Genomic DNA, 14,021 nt, shown 5'->3' with positions numbered 1-14,021 from the left:
GGAGGACGAGATGAGCGACTGGGTCGAGGCCTGCGCGGCCGGGGACATCGATGAGGAGGACGTGATGCGGTTCGACCATGCCGGCCGCAGCTTCGCCATCTACCGCAGCCCGGACGACGAATATTTCGCGACCGACGGGCTGTGCACGCATGAAAAGGTGCATCTGGCCGACGGGCTGGTGATGGACGACATCATCGAATGCCCGAAGCACAATGGCCGCTTCAATTACAAGACAGGGGACGCAAGAGGCGCGCCGGTCTGCGTCAACCTGAAGACCTATCCGGTCAAGGTCGACGCCGGCAAAGTTCTTGTTCAGGTCGGGTGACGACGATGACCGGAGGAATGGTGGTCATCGGAGCCGGCGAATGCGGCGGGCGCGCCGCGCTCGCCTTGCGCGATCTCGGCTTCGAGGGGCCGGTGACGCTGGTCGGCGACGAGCCGCATCTGCCCTATGAGCGGCCGCCGCTGTCGAAGGAAGCGATGACCGGCGAGGCGCCGGCGATCAAGGCGATCGCCACCGACGCGCTGTTCGCCGAACGCTCGATCCGCCACATCCATTCCGTCCGGGCCGTCGCGATCGATCGTGCCGCGCATGTCGTGCAACTGTCGGACGGATCCTCCCTGCCATATGAAAAGCTTTTGCTGGCGACCGGATCGGTGCCGCGCAAGCTGCCGATGCCGGGTCTCGGGGGGCGTTGCGTCTATCTCAGGACGTTCAACGACGCTTTGGCCATTCGCGCTCATCTCAGCGCCGGCAACCGCGTCGCCATCATCGGCGGCGGCTTCATCGGCCTCGAGCTTGCCGCCGCGGCGCGCAAGCTCGGCGCCGCCGTCACCGTCATCGAAGCGCAGCCGCGCATCCTGATGCGCGGCGTGCCGGCCGAGATCGCCGAGATCATCCACAAGGCGCATGAGGCCGAGGGCGTTGCGATCCGCACCGGCCAGGGAATCGCGGCGATTGCCGATGACGGCGCGGAGGTCGGCATCACGCTGGCCGACGGGCAGAGGGTCGTCGCCGATCTCGCGGTGATCGGCATCGGCGCCGTGCCGGTGACCGCGCTTGCCGCCGAGGCGGGGCTGGCCATCGACAACGGCATCGCGGTCGACGAGCAATTGCGCACCGCCGACCCTGATATCTTCGCCGCGGGCGATTGCTGCTCGTTCCCGCTTGCCGTCTATGGCGGCCGGCGCGTGCGCCTCGAAGCCTGGCGCAACGCCCAGGAACAGGGCGCCTTAGCCGCGAAGAACATGCTGGGCGGCGGTGAGGCGCATGCCGCCGTGCCGTGGTTCTGGTCGGATCAGTATGGGCTGACCCTGCAGATCGCCGGGCTGTCCGACGAAGGCAAGAGCATCGTGCGGCGCGATCTCGACGACGGCGCCTTCATCGTCTTCCACCTGGCCGAGGACGGAAGGCTGGTCGCCGCCAGCGGCATCGGCCCCGGCAATGCGGTGGCGCGCGACATTCGGCTGGCGGAAATGCTGATCGCCAAGCGGGCGAGCCCGGCGCCGGAAGCGCTCGGCTCGCAGGCGGTCAAGCTGAAGTCGCTGCTGGCTGCGTGACAGACCCGCCTAAAACAGCGCCTTCAGCTCATCCAGCTTGTCGTTGACCAGCCAGCCGTAATAATTTTCTTCGGGCAGCTTTTCCGGCTCGCCGGCGGCGCGGCGCTTTTCGTTCTCGGCCTTCAGAGCATAAGCGCGCTCTTCGGGGTTGCCGACATTGTAGAGCGTGGCGGTGAGGCCCGGATTTTTCGAGATGTCGAAGCCGGCGATGCCGCGGTAGGCGTCGATGGACTTCCTGATGGTCGCGGCGACGTAAGGCAGCGTCAGGTCCGGGTCCATGATGGTCTTGTAGACCGCGTTGGGATCGCCGACGTCGAGCCTGGGCAGGCCCGAGACCTTGTGCACGAGGTCGCTCATCTGCAACGCAGTCAGCGGGTTCAACTGGCCGAGGCCGAAGGTCTGGCCGGCATAATAAGGCTGGAAGAAGGTGGCGCCGAAGCGATCGTTGGGGAAATCCTCGCCGCCGACGCTCTTGCCGCGGAAGGCGCGGTTCCACACCTGCTCGCGGCATTCCCAAAGGTCGTAGCTGTCGTCCATGCCGGCGCATTTCTCGAATTCCGGCCGCTGGATGAAATCCGAGACATCCTCGCCGTGATAGGCGAAGGAGAGCTTGCTCGACAGATAGGAGATCGCCTTGACGTAATAGGTCTGCAGGCGGTCGTAAGCGTCGACATTGTAGGTATGCTCGCCGACGATGGCGCCGACGATATGCATGGGATCGATGCCGTAGGCCGCTGCCGCCTTCCTGATCTTGCCGCGCAGCTCGGCATCGTTCTGCAAGAGCGCGTAGACCTTGCGGTACTTGGCCTGGAAGGTGGTGTTGGTGGCCTGGGTGCGCCGGCTGGAGGCGCCTGGAATATCCGGCTGCACGCTGTTGCGGTTGCCTGGGGGCACGATGGTCGCGGCATCGGCGGTTGCCACCGCCGCCGCCAGGGCCATGCCGAGAAAAAGCAGGATAAGTTTCTTCATACGCCGCCGCCTTCGAATGCGCGGCAAACTAGGTAAAGCGCATGGCAGAGTCGAGAGGAGGCTTCGAGCTGCCACCAAAAATCGTGGCCAGATGCTTCCATTTGGCCACACTTTGGATTGGAAGGGCATTTCAGGCTGGCCCGAGCCGGCCCGAAATCGGGGCGTTGGACGGGCGTCTCAGGCCGGCTCGACGGCCAGCCCGAAACCCAGATAGAGCTTAAAGAATAAACCGCGACAGGTCGGTGTTGCGCGACAGGTCGCCGACATGCTTCTCGACATAGGCGGCGTCGATGGTGACCGCCGTGCCGTGGCGGTCGGGTGCGTCATAGGAAATCTCGTCCAGCACGCGCTCCATCACCGTCTGCAGGCGCCGCGCGCCGATGTTCTCGACGCTGGCGTTGAGATCGACGGCGATGCCGGCAAGCGAATCGATAGCGTCGTCGGTGAAGGTCAGCTCGACGCCTTCGGTCTTCATCAGCGCGATATACTGCTTGATGAGGCTAGCCTCGGTCTCGGTGAGGATGCGGATGAAATCCGCCTTCTCCAGCGCGCGCAGCTCGACACGGATCGGCAGGCGGCCCTGCAACTCCGGCAGCAGGTCGGACGGCTTGGAGACGTGGAAGGCGCCCGACGCGATGAACAATATATGGTCGGTCTTGATCGGCCCATATTTGGTCGCGACCGTGGTGCCTTCGACCAGCGGCAGCAGGTCGCGCTGCACGCCTTCGCGCGACGGGCCGCCCGAAATGTCGCTCCTGGCGGCGATCTTGTCGATCTCGTCGAGGAAGACGATGCCGTCATTCTCGGCCGATTCCAGCGCCCTGCGCACCACCTCGTCCTGGTCGAGCAGCTTGTCGGACTCGTCGTTGACCAGCACCGCATAGGAATCGCGCACCGTGGTCTTGCGGGTCTTGGTCCTGCGGCCACCCATCGCCTTCGACAGCATGTCGTTGATGTTGAGCACGCCGACGCTGCCGCCCGGCATGCCGGGGATATCGAAACCGGGCATGCCGCCGGTGCCGGTGTCGGCCACCTCGATCTCGATCTCCTTATCGTCGAGCTCGCCGTCGCGCAGCTTCTTGCGGAAGGAGTCGCGGGTCGCCGGGCTCGCCGTCTTGCCGACGAGGGCTTCCAGCACGCGTTCCTCGGCGTTGATCTGGGCGCGCGCGGCGACATCCTCGCGCATCTTTTCACGCGCCAGGCCGATGGCGACCTCGACGAGGTCGCGCACGATCTGCTCGACATCGCGGCCGACATAGCCGACCTCGGTGAACTTGGTTGCCTCGACCTTGACGAAGGGGGCGCCGGCGAGCCGCGCCAGACGGCGCGAGATCTCGGTCTTGCCGACGCCGGTCGGGCCGATCATCAGGATGTTCTTCGGCATCACCTCTTCGCGCATCTGGCCTTCCAGCTGCTGGCGGCGCCAGCGGTTGCGCAAGGCAATGGCCACGGCGCGCTTGGCGTCCTTCTGGCCGATGATGAAGCGGTCGAGTTCCGAAACGATTTCGCGGGGAGAGAAGGTGCTCATATTACTCAAATTCCACTTTGCCACTGCCTGATAAACTCGAACGGATGCAGCAGCATGATCACGTTGAGCGTCAGATTGTCCCGGATGATGTAACCCGTGCCGAACTCGAAGATGAGCGCCAGGGCCACGACCACCCATATAGGTAGCTTTCGCGCCATCACAAATCCCAGCGCCATGAACAGCGTGTCGGACACCGAGTTGATGATCGAGTCGCCGTAATAGTTGAGCGAGATGGTGCCGGCGCGATAGCGGTCAATGATGAAGGGGCTGTTTTCGAGGATCTCCCAGCCGCCTTCGATGAGGACGGCGAAGGCGAGCCTTAAGCCGACCGGCGAGCGCGGGAACAGCGCCCAGGCCAGCGCATAGAACAGGAAGCCGTGAATGATGTGCGAGAAGGTGTACCAGTCGGCGATGTGCTGGGAATTCTCCGAACTGTTGACCACGCCGTGCCAGAGCTTGACGTAGCCGCAGGTGCAGATCGGCGGGTGGCCCATGGCGTACAAGGCGCCTGCCTGGAAGATGATCAAAGCCAGCACGAGCAGCAGGCCCATGCGCCAGCTGTCTTCATAGGCCGAAAGCGTCTTGTCCCCTCCGGATGCGGTCATTCAATCAGTCCCCCAGATGTTCATCGTCGTCGGCCGCATCGACGGCCATCAGCACGACATCCCCACATTGCGAATGCCTGCGCCCGATCGCCCTGAAGCCGGCCCTCTCATAGGCGCGGATGGCGCGGCCATTGTCGGGATGCGGATCGATGATGACGCGCGGCGCGCCTTCCTCCAGAAGCTCCTCGACGAACTGGCGCACGATGGCCGAGCCATGGCCGACCCCGACCAGTTCCGGCGGGCCGATCGTGAGATCGATACCCACCGTGCCGAAGGGCTGGTCGGCATAGGGATGGTCGTCCTCCATATGCGGATCATAGCTCTGCAGATAGGCGATCGGCCTGCCGTCGAGCTCGACGACCAGCGGTTCCACCGAAACCGAATCGATATGCTCGCGGATCTCGGCGATCTCCTTGTCCGGAGCGTCCCACCATTGGGCGACATGCGGCTCGCGCAGCCAAGCGGCGATCATCGGCAGGTCTTTTTCCGTGACCGGCCGGAAATCATATGTATCTGCTGGTTCGACCATGATCTTGTCCGAAAACCGGCGGCCACCTTTCGCTTTCGCGGTCCTTCGGTTCGGGGTCATGGTCGTTCAGGCGGCGTCAAGCGTTTCGACGACGAAATTGTTGTTGGTGTAGACGCAGATGTCGGACGCGATCTGCATGGCCTTGCGGGCGATCTGCTCGGCATCCTTGTCGGTGTCGATCAGCGCACGGGCCGCGGCCAGCGCGTAATTGCCGCCCGAGCCGATGGCCATGACGCCATGTTCGGGCTCCAGCACGTCGCCATTGCCGGTCAGCGCCAGCGAGACCGACTTGTCGGCGACCAGCATCATGGCTTCCAGCCGACGTAGATAGCGGTCGGTGCGCCAGTCCTTGGCGAGTTCGACGCAGGCGCGCGTCAGCTGGTCCGGATATTGTTCGAGCTTGGCTTCGAGCCGCTCGAGCAGGGTGAAGGCGTCGGCGGTAGCGCCAGCGAAGCCGGCAATGACGCTGCCGTCCTTGCCGATCCGGCGGACCTTGCGGGCGTTGCCCTTCATGATCGTCTGGCCGAGGCTGACCTGGCCGTCGCCGGCGATCACGACCTTGTTGCCCTTGCGCACGCTGATGATGGTCGTGGCGTGCATGGTGAGTTCATTCGACATTTGAGCTCCGATGCGCGCTATCCCTCGAAAAGGCGACGGCGCGGTACGAGTGAGTTTGATCGGCCATATGTATGCATAGGGCCAACGATTGCAAACCACCTCAGGCCCAGCCGATAGCGGTCGGAATGGCAACTGGCAATCGCCGGATCATGCTGATAGAAGGCTTTCGTTTTCAAGCCCTGGCGCCTCCAAGCAGGGCAACAAGGACAAAGCGATGACGCGTTCGGCCGAAGTCAGCCGCAAGACCAAAGAAACCGAGATTTCGGTCTCCGTCGACGTCGACGGCAAGGGAGAATCCGACATTTCGACCGGCGTCGGCTTCTTCGACCATATGCTCGACCAGCTGTCGCGGCATTCGCTGATCGACATGACGGTCAAGGCCAAGGGCGACCTGCATATCGACGACCACCACACGGTCGAGGACACCGGCATCGCGATCGGCCAGGCGCTGAGCAAGGCGCTGGGCGAACGGCGCGGCATCATGCGCTATGCCTCGATCGACCTTGCCATGGACGAGACGCTGACCAGGGCCGCGATCGACGTGTCCGGCCGGCCGTTCCTGGTCTGGAATGTCGGCTTCTCGTCGCCGAAGATCGGCACGTTCGACACCGAGCTGGTGCGCGAGTTCTTCCAGGCGCTGGCGCAGAATGCCGGCATCACGCTGCATGTGACCAACCATTACGGCGCCAACAACCATCATATCGCCGAAACCTGCTTCAAGGCGGTGGCGCGCAGCTTGCGCGCAGCGCTGGAGCCCGATCCGCGCCAGCCCGACGCGGTGCCTTCCACCAAGGGATCCCTGAAAGGATAGCCCTATGGCGATCTATGTCGTGATGGCGCCGCCGGCCGGCAACAAAGCCGAGGATGCAATTTTCGTGCGCGACAGCTTCACCTGGCTGGGTTTCCTGGTCGCGCCGCTCTGGCTCGCCTGGCACCGGATGTGGATCGAGGCGGCCCTGACCTTCATCGTCACGGCGATCCTGTCGGTGGCCGGCGAAAGGCTCGGGCTCGAAGGGGCCGGATCGCTGCTGTCGCTGCTGGTCTCGCTCTATGTCGGCTTCGAAGGCCAGGGCCTGCGCATCGCCTCGCTGCGGCGGCGCGGCTGGCGCGAATGGGGCGTGGTCGAGGCCGGCAATCTCGCCGATGCCGAGACGCGCCATGCGCTGGAAACCGGCGAGGTAAGCGAGGAGCAGCCCGCCCTGCCGCGCATCGTGCCGGATGCATCGCAGGCACGTCCGCCGCAGACAGGCATGGCGCTCGGCCTGACCCATACGCCTGGAAGGCCCTGACATGCGGGTAGCCATCATCGATTACGGCTCGGGCAATCTGCGCTCGGCCACCAAGGCCTTCGAGCGTGCCGCGCATGAGGCGGGCCTTGCCGCGACGATCGAGCTGACGGCCGACGCCGAGCGGGTGCGTTCCGCCGACCGCATCGTGCTGCCGGGCGTCGGCGCCTATGCCGACTGCGCCGCCGGACTGCATGGGGTGGCAGGCATGTGGGAGGCGGTGGAAGAGGTGGCGATCGTCAAGGGCCGGCCGTTTCTCGGCATCTGCGTCGGCATGCAGCTGATGTCGGAGCGCGGGCTGGAGAAGACCGTCACCAAAGGCTTTGGCTGGATCGCCGGCGACGTCAAGGAGATCACGCCGTCCGATCCGGCGCTGAAAATCCCGCAGATCGGCTGGAATACGATCGAACTCCAACGCAAGCACCCGCTGTTTTCCGGCATCGAGACCGGCCCGAAGGGGCTGCACGCCTATTTCGTCCATTCCTATCATCTGGACACGAAGAACCCGGCCGAGATCATGGCGACGACTGATTATGGCGGCGCGGTGACGGCGGCGGTTGCCCGCGACAATCTCGCCGGCACGCAGTTCCATCCCGAAAAAAGCCAGGCGCTCGGCCTGGCCTTGATCACCAATTTTCTGAGGTGGAAGCCTTAAAACTCCAACGTCATCTGCCCATTTTCCGGTTTGGCTACTCGCTGATAGCGGGGCTTGTGGACTTCAAATCTGCCCGCCACGGCAATGTTTGGCAGAAGGCGGCTAAAGAGACGCATCGCTTTGAACCGAGTTCCCTTATGTCCTTGTTCTTCCCAAACTTCGTACAAACGACGCGGGTCGACATCAAACCGCGCCGCGATGTTACGGGTCTTCCATTCGCAAGCGCGCAGCACCCAGGCTTTGATCGCTTCCGTTTCATCCAAATTGGCAACAGCCATCGTCCTTCTCCTTGGGAGGAAAAACGAAGTGCCGGCCAAAGAAGGAATGTTGACGCAGAATCTGCGATGTGCAATCTGCACACCTGTAGGAACAATCCTATCGCCTTCGGCACTTCAAGTGGTGAAGGCACAAAAAGCCGGGCCGCTAACCCGGCTTTTTGATATGGCGAATCGACTCATAAGGACGACTCCCAAAAGAGTCCAGCGCGCGACCATATCCTCAGTTCCAGTTTTGTTCTTTTTGGGGATAAGTGCCCGAAAATGATCCTGTTTCCGGCGATCGATCTCAAGGACGGCCAATGCGTGCGCCTGAAGCGCGGCGACATGGCCACGGCCACCATCTACAACGACGACCCCGCGGCGCAGGCGAAAGCCTTCGAGGAGCAGGGCTTCGAGTGGCTGCATGTCGTCGACCTCAACGGCGCCTTCAAGGGCCAGAGCGTCAATTCGGCGGCGGTCGGCGCCATTCTGAAGGCGACGAAGAACCCGGTGCAGCTCGGCGGCGGCATCCGCACCTTGCCGCAGATCGAGGATTGGCTGGATCGCGGCCTGACGCGCGTTATCCTCGGCACCGTGGCGGTGCGCGAACCCGACCTGGTCAAGGAGGCCTGCAAGGCTTTTCCCGGGAAAATAGCGGTCGGCATCGATGCCAAGGGCGGCAAGGTCGCGGTCGAAGGCTGGGCCGAGGCCTCCGAGCTTGGCGTCATCGAGCTGGCCAAGAAATTCGAGGGTGCGGGCGTGGCCGCCATCATCTACACCGACATCGACCGCGACGGCGTGCTGACCGGCATCAACTGGAATTCGACCATCGACCTCGCCGAGGCCGTGTCGATTCCGGTGATCGCCTCCGGCGGCCTCGCCTCGATCGCCGACATCGTGCGCATGACCATGCCCGACGCGCAAAAACTCGAAGGCGCGATCTCCGGCCGCGCCCTATATGACGGCCGTATTGACCCGGCCGAGGCGCTGGCGATCCTGCGCGGCGAGCGGGCGGAGGCAAGAGCGTGAACATTTCGATCATCCTGGCGTCCTATGACAGCGGCCATTTCCACGGCGGCTGCGGCCAGGGCCCGGACGCGCTGATTTCGGGCGGGCTGGCCGAGGCGCTGAAGCTCGCCGGCCACGATGTCGAGGTGAGCGACATCGGCAAGGTGGTCGAGGACGAAGCCGAGCGCGAGATCGGTACCGGATTTGCCGTCTGCAACGCCGTTTCAGGCGAAGTCCGCATGGCGCTGGACAGGAAGCGGTTTCCGATCGTGCTGGCCGGCAACTGCCTGACCGCCGCCGGCGCCGTGGCCGGTGCCGGTGCCGACGCCATCATCTGGGCCGACCAGCATGGCGACCTCAACACGCCGGAAACCACCACAACGGGCTTTCTCGACGGCATGGCGCTGGCCACCGTGCTGGGCCTGTGCTGGCGATCGATAGCGGCGCAGATCCCGGGCTTCAAGCCGGTCGATCCGTCGCGCTGCGTTCTGGTCAATGCGCGCGACCTCGACAGCGCGGAAGAGGAACTGCTGGAAAAGCTGCCGATCATCCGGACCGAATGCCCGGACTGGAAGAGCGCCGCGCAAAGACTGAAGGCCGACGGCGCACGCCAGGTTCACATGCATGTCGACCTCGACGTGCATGACCCCGAGAAGCTGCAGGCCAATCGCTACACCACGCCCGGCGGTCCGGCGCCCGAGCAGCTGCGCACCGCCATGTGCGGTCTCGCCGGGCCGCTCGCCATCGCCGGGCTCACCATTTCCGCCTACGACCCGGCCTTCGATCCCAAGGGCGACGTGCCGCCGCTGGTCGGCGCGCTGGTGGTCGACCTGCTCTCGACGCTGGAGCGCAAGTGATGCTGAAGGCCCGCGTCATCCCCTGCCTCGACGTAAAAAACGGCCGCGTGGTCAAGGGCGTCAATTTCGTCGACCTCGTCGATGCCGGCGACCCGGTCGAGGCCGCCAAGGCTTATGACGCCGCTGGCGCCGACGAGCTCTGCTTCCTCGACATCACCGCATCGTCCGACAATCGCGAGACGATCTTCGACGTGGTTGCCCGAACGGCCGAGCAGTGCTTCATGCCGCTCACCGTCGGCGGCGGCGTGCGCCAGGTGGCCGATATCCGCAAGCTGCTCCTGGCCGGCGCCGACAAGGTGTCGATCAACACGGCGGCGGTGAAGAACCCGGATTTCGTCGCGGAAGCCGCCGACAAATTCGGCAACCAGTGCATCGTCGTGGCGATCGACGCGAAGAAGGTATCGGCGCAAGACGAGACCGACCGCTGGGAGATCTTCACCCATGGCGGACGCGAGAAGACCGGCATCGACGCCGTCGACTTCGCCAGGCGTATGGTCGAGCGCGGCGCCGGCGAGATCCTTTTGACCTCGATGGATCGCGACGGCACCAAGGGCGGTTACGACATCGCGCTCACCCGCGCGATTGCCGACGCTGTGCGCGTGCCGGTGATCGCTTCCGGCGGCGTCGGAACGCTCGATCACCTGGTCGAGGGCATCCGCGACGGCCATGCGGGCGCGGTGCTCGCCGCCTCGATTTTCCATTTCGGCACCTACACCATCGCCGAAGCCAAGACGCATATGGCCAAGGCCGGCCTGCCGATGCGGCTGGACTCGGCCGCCCATCGGACTTAAACCGCTGCTATGGCTCAATTTTCACTCGCCGAGCTGGAAACGATCATCCATCAGCGCGCCCATTCTGGCGACGCCGACTCATGGACGGCGAAGCTGTTCGCCAAAGGCATCGACAAGGCGGCGCAGAAGCTCGGCGAGGAAGCCGTCGAGACGGTGATTGCCGCCGTCAAGGGGGACAAGAAAGCCGTCGTTTCGGAAAGCGCCGATCTTATATATCATTGGCTGGTCGTTCTTGGCATCGCGGGCATTCCGCTTGACGAGGTGCTGAAGGAGCTTGAGGGCCGAACCGGCCGCTCGGGTACCGCCGAAAAGGCGTCCCGGCCCCAGGGCTGATCGAAAGAGAGAGCATGATGTCGCCCGGCTTCGCACTTTTCGGCAGCACGCTCTAGGAGGGCAGGAAACCCGATGGACCAGCTGGCTCCGACCGAGAAGTATTCCCCTTATCGATTCTTCTCCGCCGAGCAATGGTCGCAGTTCCGCGCCGACACGCCGCTGACGCTGACCGGGGACGAGATCGACCGGCTGCGCTCGCTCAACGACCCGGTCGACCTCGAAGAGGTCAAGCGCATCTACCTCTCGCTGTCCCGGCTGCTTTCGGCACATGTCGAGGCGAGCCAGCTGCTGTTCCGGCAGCGCCAAGCCTTTTTCAACGCGCAGGACGTCGTCAAGACACCCTTCATCATCGGCATCGCCGGCTCGGTCGCGGTCGGCAAGTCGACCACGGCGCGCGTGCTGAAGGAGCTCCTGGCGCGCTGGCCGTCGAGCCCGAAGGTCGACCTCATCACCACCGACGGCTTCCTGTTGCCCAACGAGATCCTGCGCCGCGAGAACCTGATGGAACGCAAGGGGTTCCCCGAGAGCTACGACGTCGGCGCGCTGCTCAGGTTCCTGTCCGGCATCAAGTCGGCGCAAAGCAGCGTCAGCGCGCCGGTCTATTCGCACCTGACCTACGACGTGATCCCCGGCGAGTTCATGACCATCGACCGGCCGGACATACTGATCTTCGAAGGCATCAACGTCTTGCAGCCGGGCAAGCTACCGAAGGACGGCAAGATCGTGCCGTTCCTGTCCGACTTCTTCGATTTCGCCATCTATATCGATGCCGACGAGAAGCTGATCCATCAATGGTACATCCAGCGTTTCATGCGGCTGCGCGAAACCGCCTTCCGCAACCCGGACTCCTTCTTCCACCGCTATTCGCAGCTCTCCGAGGATGCCGCGCGGGCCATCGCCGAGGGGCTGTGGGCCAACATCAACCTGAAGAACCTGCGCGAGAACATCCTGCCGACCAGGGCGCGGGCCGATCTCATCCTGCGCAAGGGCACCAACCATCTGGTCGAGGAGGTGGCGTTAAGGAAATTGTGACCCTTAACGGCGCCTTAGGCAATCCCGACTAGCGTTGCCAGCCAAACTCCAGCGGGTGTCGGGAGGGAACCGGTGATCGATGCGGGCAATGCCGCGGGACGCGAGGCCCCGGTCTATTCACTGGTCATTCCGGGCTTCAATGAAGAGGCCGTGCCGCCTCTGCTCGTGGCGTTGCGCAAGCCTGTCCTCGTGGGAGGCGTTCCCATCAACGCCAATAGCCCCCTCTGCCCGGAAGTAGGGAGCCGGTGACCGCCGTGCTCGACAGCCCGACGGCAGACGCGCCGATCAGCGACGCGCGCAACACGCGGACATGGACCGTGGTTTTTTGCCTGCTGGTGCTGGCAGCCGCCGTTCCCTGGCAGATGCGATGGGGCGTCATATCCGACACGAGCTGGGTGATCACCGTGTGCGAACGGATGCTTGCCGGATCACGGCTCTATGTCGATATTTTCGAAGTCAATCCGCCTTTCACGCTTTGGATGTTCATGCCGGCCGTGGCGCTCGCGCACAAGATCGGCATCTCGCCTGAAATCGCGGTTCATGCCTACAGCTATGCGATCTGCCTGGCGGGATTGGGCCTGGCCGCATGGATCGCGAGGCGGGCGGGTTTTGTCGAGAACCGCATCCTGTTTTCGCTGCTGCCTCTGTTTCTGGCGGTGCTGGTCATCTTCCCCGGCAATGCCTTCAGCGAGCGGGAGCATCTCGGGATCGCGCTGTTTTTGCCGTTGCTCATGCTGACGGCCTGGCGCGCGGCGCCAATCGACGATCGAATGCCCAGCCTGCCGGTGGCCCTCCTTGCCGGATTGAGCGGCAGCATCCTGGTGCTGGTGAAGCCCTATTATGCCCTGGTCGTGCTCGTTCCGGCGCTCTACGCGGCCTGGAACCGCCGGTCGATCCGAACGCTTTTCGCCGTCGAGTACTGCATGATCGGCCTGGTTTGCGTCGCCTACATCGTCGCCGTGCAGTATTTCCATCCGGAATTCCTAAGCGTCATCTACCCAGTGCTGGCCGACACCTACATGCGGATCCAGAATATGGAGGCGTTGCTGACGACCTATGGGCCGATCTACCTGATCGCGCTCCTGGCGCTGCGCTTTCTTCGCCCAGGATTGCCGTTGTCGCCGCTGATCACCGTGTTCACGGTTGCTTCGCTGGCTGCAACCGTGCCGCTGATCTACCAGGCCAAGGGTTGGGCCTATCACGCGTTTCCGGCCTTCAGCCTGATTCTGGCGGCGCTCCTGTTGAGGATGGCGCAAGCTGGCCCATCGACATACGAGTCGCGGGGCACGGCAATGGACCTGAGGCGCAAGATGCTGTTGGCTGCCATCATTGCCGCCGCCGCCATCCCGTTCATGCAGACACAGAAGCTCACTGCAGAGTTTGTCGCCAAGCTTAAGGCCGCGGCTCCTCAGCCGACCGTCGCGCTAGTCGGCGCCGACATCTCGGGGGGCCATCCGCTTACCCGGATGCTCGGCGGGACATGGATTTCACGCCATTGCAACGACTGGCTGGGTGAACAGGCGCTTTATCTTTCGGGCATCGCAAGCCGGGACGGCGACCAGGAGGCGGCATCCCACTACCGGCAGATCGCCGATCGCTACATCGAGAGCAAGATCGCCGAACTCGATAACCAGAAGCCTGCCATGATAATCGTCGAGAAAATCGACAGGGACTGGAATGCGGAGCTTGCCCGGTGGCAGGACTACGTCAGCTTCCTGCGAGGCTACCAGCAGATTGCCGAGAATGACGAACTTCAAGTGCTGCTGCGCAATGCAGGAACTGCCCAGGCAGAGTGACCCGCAGCCCTTTTCGGGAGAGGTCGCGAGGAAGATTTTGAGCAGTGCCTGCCGGTTAAAGCGCGCTTAACTGCCGATCCGTTAGAAACTAAGCCACAAACGCTGTACTGCTATTGAGGCTCCCGGCATGGATGCGCCATTGGTTGCTTCAGGCGAGCAGGCCGATCTGCGGCCCCGTCAGGCCGGAACTGCATTTC

Annotated in this window: 18 protein-coding genes; 12 read left to right on the top strand and 6 right to left on the bottom strand. The window is 63.7% G+C overall.

Annotation, left to right across the window (positions count from 1 at the left end):
• Positions 1-10 precede the first annotated feature (10 nt).
• Both FJ419_RS01045 and FJ419_RS01040 read left to right on the top strand, forming a co-directional pair.
• Entirely contained in the window at positions 11-325 is a 315-nt protein-coding gene (locus FJ419_RS01045) for a MocE family 2Fe-2S type ferredoxin (protein WP_140686860.1), read from the top strand.
• Positions 326-330: 5 nt separating this feature from the next.
• Complete coding sequence (locus FJ419_RS01040) at positions 331-1,560, top strand: FAD-dependent oxidoreductase (protein ID WP_140686859.1); 1,230 nt, start codon at positions 331-333, stop codon at positions 1,558-1,560.
• Between the two features lie 9 nt (positions 1,561-1,569).
• On the opposite strand, the gene FJ419_RS01035 is transcribed toward FJ419_RS01040, so the two are convergent.
• The 5 genes from FJ419_RS01035 to hslV form a co-directional block, all read right to left on the bottom strand.
• Complete coding sequence (locus tag FJ419_RS01035) at positions 1,570-2,529, bottom strand: DUF1402 family protein (RefSeq protein WP_140686858.1); 960 nt, start codon at positions 2,527-2,529, stop codon at positions 1,570-1,572.
• Positions 2,530-2,746: 217 nt separating this feature from the next.
• Positions 2,747-4,057 (bottom strand): ATP-dependent protease ATPase subunit HslU, encoded by a 1,311-nt coding sequence (hslU, locus tag FJ419_RS01030; RefSeq protein ID WP_140686857.1) that lies wholly within the window; start codon positions 4,055-4,057, stop codon positions 2,747-2,749.
• A 5-nt stretch (positions 4,058-4,062) separates the two neighbouring features.
• Positions 4,063-4,662 carry a DUF2585 domain-containing protein gene (locus FJ419_RS01025; RefSeq protein WP_140686856.1) on the bottom strand — a complete coding sequence of 200 codons (600 nt, stop codon included), beginning with the start codon at positions 4,660-4,662 and terminating at the stop codon, positions 4,063-4,065.
• Positions 4,663-4,666: 4 nt separating this feature from the next.
• Positions 4,667-5,191 carry a GNAT family N-acetyltransferase gene (locus FJ419_RS01020; RefSeq protein ID WP_140686855.1) on the bottom strand — a complete coding sequence of 175 codons (525 nt, stop codon included), beginning with the start codon at positions 5,189-5,191 and terminating at the stop codon, positions 4,667-4,669.
• A gap of 66 nt (positions 5,192-5,257) precedes the next feature.
• Positions 5,258-5,809: an ATP-dependent protease subunit HslV gene (hslV, locus tag FJ419_RS01015; protein ID WP_140543275.1), complete on the bottom strand. Its 552-nt coding sequence runs from the start codon at positions 5,807-5,809 to the stop codon at positions 5,258-5,260.
• A 214-nt stretch (positions 5,810-6,023) separates the two neighbouring features.
• Between hslV and hisB the strand changes: the two genes are divergently transcribed.
• The 3 genes from hisB to hisH are packed head-to-tail and all read left to right on the top strand — an operon-like array spanning position 6,024 to position 7,750.
• Positions 6,024-6,620: an imidazoleglycerol-phosphate dehydratase HisB gene (hisB, locus tag FJ419_RS01010; protein ID WP_140686854.1), complete on the top strand. Its 597-nt coding sequence runs from the start codon at positions 6,024-6,026 to the stop codon at positions 6,618-6,620.
• A 4-nt stretch (positions 6,621-6,624) separates the two neighbouring features.
• Positions 6,625-7,098 (top strand): DUF2628 domain-containing protein, encoded by a 474-nt coding sequence (locus FJ419_RS01005; protein WP_140686853.1) that lies wholly within the window; start codon positions 6,625-6,627, stop codon positions 7,096-7,098.
• 1 nt (position 7,099) lies between these two features.
• Positions 7,100-7,750 (top strand): imidazole glycerol phosphate synthase subunit HisH, encoded by a 651-nt coding sequence (gene hisH, locus FJ419_RS01000; RefSeq protein ID WP_140686852.1) that lies wholly within the window; start codon positions 7,100-7,102, stop codon positions 7,748-7,750.
• On the opposite strand, the gene FJ419_RS00995 is transcribed toward hisH, so the two are convergent.
• The gene (locus FJ419_RS00995) at positions 7,747-8,028 is read right to left on the bottom strand and encodes a hypothetical protein (protein ID WP_140686851.1); all 282 of its coding nucleotides are present in this window, start codon (positions 8,026-8,028) and stop codon (positions 7,747-7,749) included. The genes hisH and FJ419_RS00995 overlap by 4 nt on opposite strands.
• A gap of 261 nt (positions 8,029-8,289) precedes the next feature.
• On the opposite strand from FJ419_RS00995, the gene hisA reads away from it, so the two are divergent.
• The 7 genes from hisA to FJ419_RS00965 all read left to right on the top strand — a co-directional run bounded on the left by hisA (position 8,290) and on the right by FJ419_RS00965 (position 13,824).
• Positions 8,290-9,036: a 1-(5-phosphoribosyl)-5-[(5-phosphoribosylamino)methylideneamino]imidazole-4-carboxamide isomerase gene (gene hisA / locus FJ419_RS00990; RefSeq protein WP_140686850.1), complete on the top strand. Its 747-nt coding sequence runs from the start codon at positions 8,290-8,292 to the stop codon at positions 9,034-9,036.
• A complete protein-coding gene (locus FJ419_RS00985) occupies positions 9,033-9,872 on the top strand; it encodes an arginase family protein (protein WP_140633647.1) in 840 nt (279 codons plus the stop codon). Before hisA ends, FJ419_RS00985 begins: the two co-directional genes overlap by 4 nt.
• Positions 9,869-10,663 (top strand): imidazole glycerol phosphate synthase subunit HisF, encoded by a 795-nt coding sequence (gene hisF / locus FJ419_RS00980; RefSeq protein ID WP_181170569.1) that lies wholly within the window; start codon positions 9,869-9,871, stop codon positions 10,661-10,663. Before FJ419_RS00985 ends, hisF begins: the two co-directional genes overlap by 4 nt.
• 9 nt (positions 10,664-10,672) lie before the next feature.
• Positions 10,673-10,996 (top strand): phosphoribosyl-ATP diphosphatase, encoded by a 324-nt coding sequence (locus FJ419_RS00975; protein WP_140686848.1) that lies wholly within the window; start codon positions 10,673-10,675, stop codon positions 10,994-10,996.
• Between the two features lie 72 nt (positions 10,997-11,068).
• Positions 11,069-12,028, top strand: coding sequence for a type I pantothenate kinase (gene coaA, locus FJ419_RS00970; protein WP_140686847.1), 960 nt, complete (start codon positions 11,069-11,071; stop codon positions 12,026-12,028).
• A gap of 72 nt (positions 12,029-12,100) precedes the next feature.
• Positions 12,101-12,277, top strand: a complete 177-nt coding sequence (locus FJ419_RS30670) for a hypothetical protein (protein WP_181170568.1) — start codon at positions 12,101-12,103, stop codon at positions 12,275-12,277.
• Entirely contained in the window at positions 12,274-13,824 is a 1,551-nt protein-coding gene (locus FJ419_RS00965; protein ID WP_140686846.1) for a hypothetical protein, read from the top strand. The genes FJ419_RS30670 and FJ419_RS00965 overlap by 4 nt, the downstream gene beginning before the upstream one ends.
• Positions 13,825-14,021 lie beyond the last annotated feature (197 nt).

Source organism: Mesorhizobium sp. B2-6-2 (assembly GCF_006440615.1).
Classification (GTDB): domain Bacteria; phylum Pseudomonadota; class Alphaproteobacteria; order Rhizobiales; family Rhizobiaceae; genus Mesorhizobium.
Note: the sequence above shows the minus strand (reverse complement) of the source record. Positions and strands in the feature narration are given on the sequence as shown.

Bases quoted from the DNA above. Each gene is read 5' to 3' on its own strand.
- FJ419_RS01005 (WP_140686853.1), top strand. From the start codon at position 6,625: ATGGCGATCTATGTCGTGATGGCGCCGCCGGCCGGCAACAAAGCCGAG.
- FJ419_RS01020 (WP_140686855.1), bottom strand. From the start codon at position 5,191: ATGGTCGAACCAGCAGATACATATGATTTCCGGCCGGTCACGGAAAAA.
- hslV (WP_140543275.1), bottom strand. From the start codon at position 5,809: ATGTCGAATGAACTCACCATGCACGCCACGACCATCATCAGCGTGCGC.
- coaA (WP_140686847.1), top strand. From the start codon at position 11,069: ATGGACCAGCTGGCTCCGACCGAGAAGTATTCCCCTTATCGATTCTTC.
- hisA (WP_140686850.1), top strand. From the start codon at position 8,290: ATGATCCTGTTTCCGGCGATCGATCTCAAGGACGGCCAATGCGTGCGC.
- FJ419_RS01040 (WP_140686859.1), top strand. From the start codon at position 331: ATGACCGGAGGAATGGTGGTCATCGGAGCCGGCGAATGCGGCGGGCGC.
- hisB (WP_140686854.1), top strand. From the start codon at position 6,024: ATGACGCGTTCGGCCGAAGTCAGCCGCAAGACCAAAGAAACCGAGATT.
- FJ419_RS01045 (WP_140686860.1), top strand. From the start codon at position 11: ATGAGCGACTGGGTCGAGGCCTGCGCGGCCGGGGACATCGATGAGGAG.
- hslU (WP_140686857.1), bottom strand. From the start codon at position 4,057: ATGAGCACCTTCTCTCCCCGCGAAATCGTTTCGGAACTCGACCGCTTC.
- FJ419_RS00995 (WP_140686851.1), bottom strand. From the start codon at position 8,028: ATGGCTGTTGCCAATTTGGATGAAACGGAAGCGATCAAAGCCTGGGTG.
- hisH (WP_140686852.1), top strand. From the start codon at position 7,100: ATGCGGGTAGCCATCATCGATTACGGCTCGGGCAATCTGCGCTCGGCC.
- FJ419_RS00975 (WP_140686848.1), top strand. From the start codon at position 10,673: ATGGCTCAATTTTCACTCGCCGAGCTGGAAACGATCATCCATCAGCGC.
- FJ419_RS01035 (WP_140686858.1), bottom strand. From the start codon at position 2,529: ATGAAGAAACTTATCCTGCTTTTTCTCGGCATGGCCCTGGCGGCGGCG.
- FJ419_RS01025 (WP_140686856.1), bottom strand. From the start codon at position 4,662: ATGACCGCATCCGGAGGGGACAAGACGCTTTCGGCCTATGAAGACAGC.